A 5,110-nucleotide genomic window follows, 5' to 3' on the forward strand; every position below is an offset into this window, starting at 1 on the left:
CTCCCCACCGGGTAGCCTCGGGCACATGGATGACATCCCCGGTCTCGTGGTGCTGGTCGTCGACGACGACCCCCGGATCAGGCGCGTCCTGCGCACGATCTTCGAAGGTGAGGGTTTCCGCGTCCTGGAGGCCGAGGACGGGGGACGGGCCATCGAGGTGGCGAGCGGGGACCCTACCCCCGATCTGATCGTGCTCGACGTCGTGATGCCCAACCGCAACGGATGGGAGTGCATGACGGACCTGAAGTCCCACTCGCGGCTCCGGCACATCCCGGTGATCCTGCTCACCTCACGCGGGGAGCACGACGACCAGTTCCGGGGCATGGCACAGGGGGCCGACGGATACGTGGTGAAGCCGTTCGACCCCGACTCGCTCCTGAAGGCGGTTCGACGGACGGTCGGCGACCGCGCCGGGTGACCTAACCGGTCGCTTCCTCGGCTCCCAGGACAGTGACTCGCGGCGCGTCCTTCCAGAGCCTCTCGAGGTCGTAGAACTGGCGCTCCTGCTGTCCGAACACGTGGACCACGAAGTCCTCGTAGTCGATGAGGATCCAGCCGGCGTCCCGTTCTCCCTCACGCCTGACCGGACTGGCCCCCGCGTCCCGTAGCCGCTTCACGATCTCGTCGGAGATGGTGCGGACCTGCCGGTGCGACGATCCCGAGCAGATCAAGAAGTAGTCGGTGATGCCCAGGAGCTCCTGGACGTCGAGCACGACCACGTCGTCCGCCTTCTTGTCGGCGGCCGCCCTGGCAGCCTCCTCGACCAGGCTCGTTGGGCTCAGCGCGATCTTCCTGCTCCTGTCTCTATCTCCGTCTGCGGGGTGGGGGGGTCGGTGTCGCCTGCGGGTACCCGTGAGCAGCCGCCCAATCCCTTCCCACGACGACAGTAGCATCGAAATAGCTCGAGTCATGCCTCTCGTAGGCGAGCCGTCCGGTCCCGAGCAGCTGCAGGAGACGGTCCGCGGTGGCCTGCATCGTGTCCCTCCGCTCCAGGGCGATCACCACCCGGCTGTCGTCGTAGGGCTGGCTGGCCGCCTGGGTGAGCTCGATCCGGAACCCGGCCTCGATCAGCTGGCGACCGATGTCCGGACCTATGACGCCGTCAGCTCCGACCAGCAGCCGGACGCGTCGGCCCCGGGTGTCCCTCACGGTCAGGACCGACGACAGGCGGTCGCGGACATCGTCGATGTCGTCGGGGTCGACGCGGTACAGCTGCTGTTCGGGGATCGGCTGCCTCACCACAGGGAGGCTCCGCACCTGCAGGTTCGGCGTGGATGCGACCGTCCGCAGCATGGTCGCGGCGGCGGAGATGTCCACGTCCCCGCGCCAGCCCGCCAAGAGCTCACCGAGGTCGCCCCTCGCGTTGGCGAGCGCGCGGAGGAGGGCCCGCCACGCGGCGTCCTGCCGGGTGAGACGGTCGAGCTCGGGCTCGTCTGGGAGGGGGAGGGTGAGGAACCGCGCGAACTGCACCCCGTCCATCCGCTGCGGCCCGCGCGTGTAGAGGCGCCGCAGGACGCGCTCCTGCTCCACCTCGATCGTCTCAGGGACATCGACGGTCACCCCCCCGAGGGCGTCGACCGTCCCGGCCACCCGGCCCTCGTCGGCGATCAGGGTCTTCGGCACCCGCACCTGGAGTTCGTTGGCGACCGCGGTGGCGAGCGAGTCCGGACCTCCCTCGCGCAGGGCCCCCACCAGTGGTTTCGGACCGAGCCCGGGGACCTCCACCACGGTTCCCGGAGGCAGGAGCACCACGGTCGCGTCCCGGCTCCCGCGGTGGACGAGGGCCATCGCTGGGCGCTCGCCCGGTCCGCCCTCCGCCACCACGAGCACCAGGTCCGAAGGGTCCGGCGGGGCCGCCGGTGGCCGGGGGGTGTCGGAGACCATCGCGTCCCAGTTCACGAACAGGGCGCCCACGCCGAGCCAGATGACGAAGGCGAGCCAGAGTCCGGCGCGCCCGCGCGGAGAGAGCCCCAGGTACCAGCCGAGCGGTCCCCGCGGCCGCGCCTCGGGGTCGTGGGGACCGGTCCGGGGTCTCTCGTGGACGCTCAAGGCTCCTCCCTGTACAGCCCGGACCGGGCGATGTATCCGGCGACAGGCTCCGGGACGAGGTATCGGTACGGCCGGCCCGTCCGGACCCGCTCCCGGATATCGGTCGAGGATATGGCGAGGGCGGGGATCTCCAGGACCCGGACGCTCCCCCTCAACGACTCCTCGAGGTGATCGAGCCCGCCGAGCTCGTGCCCCGGACGGGTGGCCGCGATGAAGGTGGCGAGGGCGAGCACGTCGGCGGGGTCCTTCCAGGTGAGGATCCGACGGATGGCGTCCGCGCCCGTGATGAAGAAGAGGGAGCTCTTCCCGCCCCCCTCGGCGTGGAAGTCGCGCAGGGTGTCGATCGTGTAGGTCGGACCCTCGCGCTCGATCTCCGAGCGCGCCACCCGGAACGCGGCGTTCGAGGCGGTGGCCAGGCGGGTCATCTCATAGCGCCGCTCGGCTCCCGTGACCTCGCGGTCGCGCTTCTGCCAGGGAGCGCCGGTGGGTACGAACACCACCTCGTCCAGCGCGAAGGCGTGGAGGGCCTCCTCTGCGCAGACGAGGTGGCCGAGGTGGATCGGGTCGAAGGTGCCGCCCATGATGCCGACGCGGCCCGTCATCGCCCCGAGTGTAGTGGCGGTCCCGCGCTCCGTCAGGGAGCCGGCGATCACGCCAGCTGCTCTACGAACGTGGCGAGCTGGCGCAGGTTGCGGCACTCGTACACGCCGTCGCAGTGCTCGGCGTACGCACCGATCACCGAGTCCCCGGTATCCCAGTGGCGGCGGGCCTCCGGGTTCAACCACCAGACCCGCTTCGCGCGCTCGGCGACCGACTTCATGACCCAGGCCTGGGGGTTGCGGTAGTTCGACCTCGCGTCTCCGAGTACCACCACGTGGCTGCGGTCGGTCACGGCCTCGAGGTAGCGGCGGTGGAACTCGACGAGGGCGTGGCCGTAGTCGGAGTGGCCGTCGAGCCAGACGACGTCGGCCGTCTGCAGGGCGCGCGGGATGGCGTCGGAGGGGTCCGAGGCTTTGAGCATCTCGGTCACCTCGTCCACGGTGTCCACGAACAGGAACGAGCGTATGCGGGGGAACTGGACCTGGAGGCTCGCCACGAGGAGCAGGGTGAACCTGGTGAAGGCGGCCACCGATCCCGACACGTCGCACAGCAGGACCAGCTCGGGCCGGGAAGGAGACCTGACCTTGAAGCGCGGGTCGATCATCACGCCGCCCGTGGAGAGCGACCGCCTGAACGTCCTGCGCATGTCCAGACGCCCGCGCGCCCCCTGCTTGCGCAGCTTGGCGAGACGCGTGGACAGACGACGAGCCAGGTTCACTACCGCCCGGCGCACCTCGGCCACCTCGTCCGATGTGATCGTGGCGAAGTCGCGTTCGGGCAGGGGGACGCGAAGGAGCCGGTCCGCCACCTCTGTGGGACCCCTCTCCGCCACCATCCGCCTGCGGACCTCCTGCTCGAGGATCCGTCGGAGACGCTCCACCCGCGAGCGCGCGGCGACCGTCCGGACGGCCGCGTCGAGGGGGTCGCCGGCTTCGTCGTCGGTCAACCTGGCCAGCAGGCGGTCGATGTCCAGGAACCGGACGGCGCGGTAGAGCAGGAACCCCCCCGCGGCCTGATCGGAGAGCCGGTCCAGCAGGGCCCGGGCCAGACGGCGCAGCTCCGCGTCGGTCCCCTCCCCCAGCTCCCGGACGAACGCCTCTATCAGATCGGCGTCGTCCAGGTCCTCCGGGTCGGCCCCCCGGACGTCCAGCGCCACGTCTCCCGACGGTGAGAAGAAGAGGTCGAAGAGCGCCGAGAACACGTCGAGGTGCTCGGGAGCCCGGCACATGGCGGCCCCGAGGGCGGCCTTGAACTGGGTCCGGTCGGAGAAGTCGATGTGGCTCAGGGCCTCGGCGGCCACGAGCATCTCGTGGTTCGACACGGGTACCCCTGCGTCCCGTAGCTTCGCCGCGAACGCCTGCAGGCGCTCCAGCATCAGTTCGCGCGGGGGTTCGGGGGGAGCTTGAGCTGCTCGGCCACCTTCTCGAGGTCCTGCCTGTGCTTGAGCACCACGTTAAGGGTCTCCTGGGCGACGGAGCCGTCCAGCGTCTCGACCCCCAGGGTGACGAGCGTCCGGGCCCAGTCGATGGTCTCGGAGATGCTCGGCTTCTTGCGGAGGTCCGTCTGTCGGATCGAGTGCAGCAGCTTCACCATCTGGTTGGCGAGGGCCTCGGGGAGCTCCGGAACCCGGGACAGGACGATCTCCCGCTCCCGGTCCGGGTCGGGGTAGTCCATGAACAGGTACAGGCAACGCCGCTTCAACGCCTCGGACAGCTCCCGGGTGGCGTTCGACGTGAGGAACACCGGCGGTACGTGTCGCGCGTGCAGCGTCCCGAGCTCGGGGATGGTGACCTGGAAGTCCGACAGGAGCTCCAGGAGGAAGGCTTCGAACTCGAACTCGGTCCGGTCGATCTCGTCGATGAGCAGGACGACGGGCTCGGCGGAGCGGATCGCCCGCAGGAGTGGACGCTCGAGCAGGAAAGGCTCGTCGAAGATCGACTCCTCTATCTCCTCCCAGTGGTGCTCGCGCGCCTCGTCGGCCTGGATCCTCAGCAGCTGCTTGCGGTAGTTCCACTCGTACAGCGCCTTGGACTCGTCCAACCCTTCGTAGCACTGCAGACGGACGAGCTCGAGCCCGGTCGAGGCGGCGACGGACTTGGCGAGCTCCGTCTTGCCCACGCCCGCCGGACCCTCCACGAGCAGGGGTTTCCCCAGGCGGTCCGCGAGGAAGACCGTGGTGGCGAGGGGGATGTCGGCGATGTATCCGACGGACCGCAGCCTCGCGACGACCTCGTCCACGGATGAGTAGCGGGGGGCGGTGATCACGGACCAGCCTACAGGAGCACAAGTTCGTCGCGGTGCACGACCTCCCGCGCGGCCGCACCCAGCATCTCGGTGATCGCGCTCGATCCGAGCCCCGCGATCCGCTCCAGCTCCTCGTTCGAGAACGAGACGATCCCCCGCGCGAAGGCCTGGCCCGTACCGTCACAGATGTCGACCGCGTCGCCGGGCGCGAACGCTC

The 5,110-nt window shown here is 69.9% G+C and carries 7 protein-coding genes; 1 reads left to right on the forward strand and 6 read right to left on the reverse strand.

Annotation, left to right across the window (positions count from 1 at the left end):
- Positions 1 to 25: 25 nt before the first annotated feature.
- Positions 26 to 418, forward strand: coding sequence for a response regulator (locus VM840_12290; protein ID HVL82358.1), 393 nt, complete (start codon positions 26 to 28; stop codon positions 416 to 418).
- 1 nt (position 419) lies between these two features.
- Here the strand turns inward: VM840_12290 and rsfS are convergent, their stop codons facing one another.
- From rsfS to VM840_12320, 6 genes are all read right to left on the reverse strand, one after another.
- Positions 420 to 788: a ribosome silencing factor gene (gene rsfS / locus VM840_12295; protein ID HVL82359.1), complete on the reverse strand. Its 369-nt coding sequence runs from the start codon at positions 786 to 788 to the stop codon at positions 420 to 422.
- Between the two features lie 16 nt (positions 789 to 804).
- Positions 805 to 2,049 (reverse strand): LCP family protein, encoded by a 1,245-nt coding sequence (locus tag VM840_12300; GenBank protein ID HVL82360.1) that lies wholly within the window; start codon positions 2,047 to 2,049, stop codon positions 805 to 807.
- On the reverse strand, positions 2,046 to 2,651 hold the full coding sequence (gene nadD, locus VM840_12305; GenBank protein HVL82361.1) for a nicotinate-nucleotide adenylyltransferase: 606 nt from the start codon (positions 2,649 to 2,651) through the stop codon (positions 2,046 to 2,048). Before nadD ends, VM840_12300 begins: the two co-directional genes overlap by 4 nt.
- Positions 2,652 to 2,698: 47 nt before the next feature.
- Positions 2,699 to 4,024 (reverse strand): VWA domain-containing protein, encoded by a 1,326-nt coding sequence (locus VM840_12310; GenBank protein HVL82362.1) that lies wholly within the window; start codon positions 4,022 to 4,024, stop codon positions 2,699 to 2,701.
- Complete coding sequence (locus VM840_12315; GenBank protein ID HVL82363.1) at positions 4,024 to 4,914, reverse strand: MoxR family ATPase; 891 nt, start codon at positions 4,912 to 4,914, stop codon at positions 4,024 to 4,026. The genes VM840_12310 and VM840_12315 overlap by 1 nt, the downstream gene beginning before the upstream one ends.
- Before the next feature lie 8 nt (positions 4,915 to 4,922).
- On the reverse strand, positions 4,923 to 5,110 hold a 188-nt coding region (locus VM840_12320), incomplete at its 5' end, for a PUA domain-containing protein (GenBank protein HVL82364.1).

Source organism: Actinomycetota bacterium (assembly GCA_035540895.1).
Lineage (GTDB): Bacteria > Actinomycetota > JAICYB01 > JAICYB01 > JAICYB01 > DATLFR01.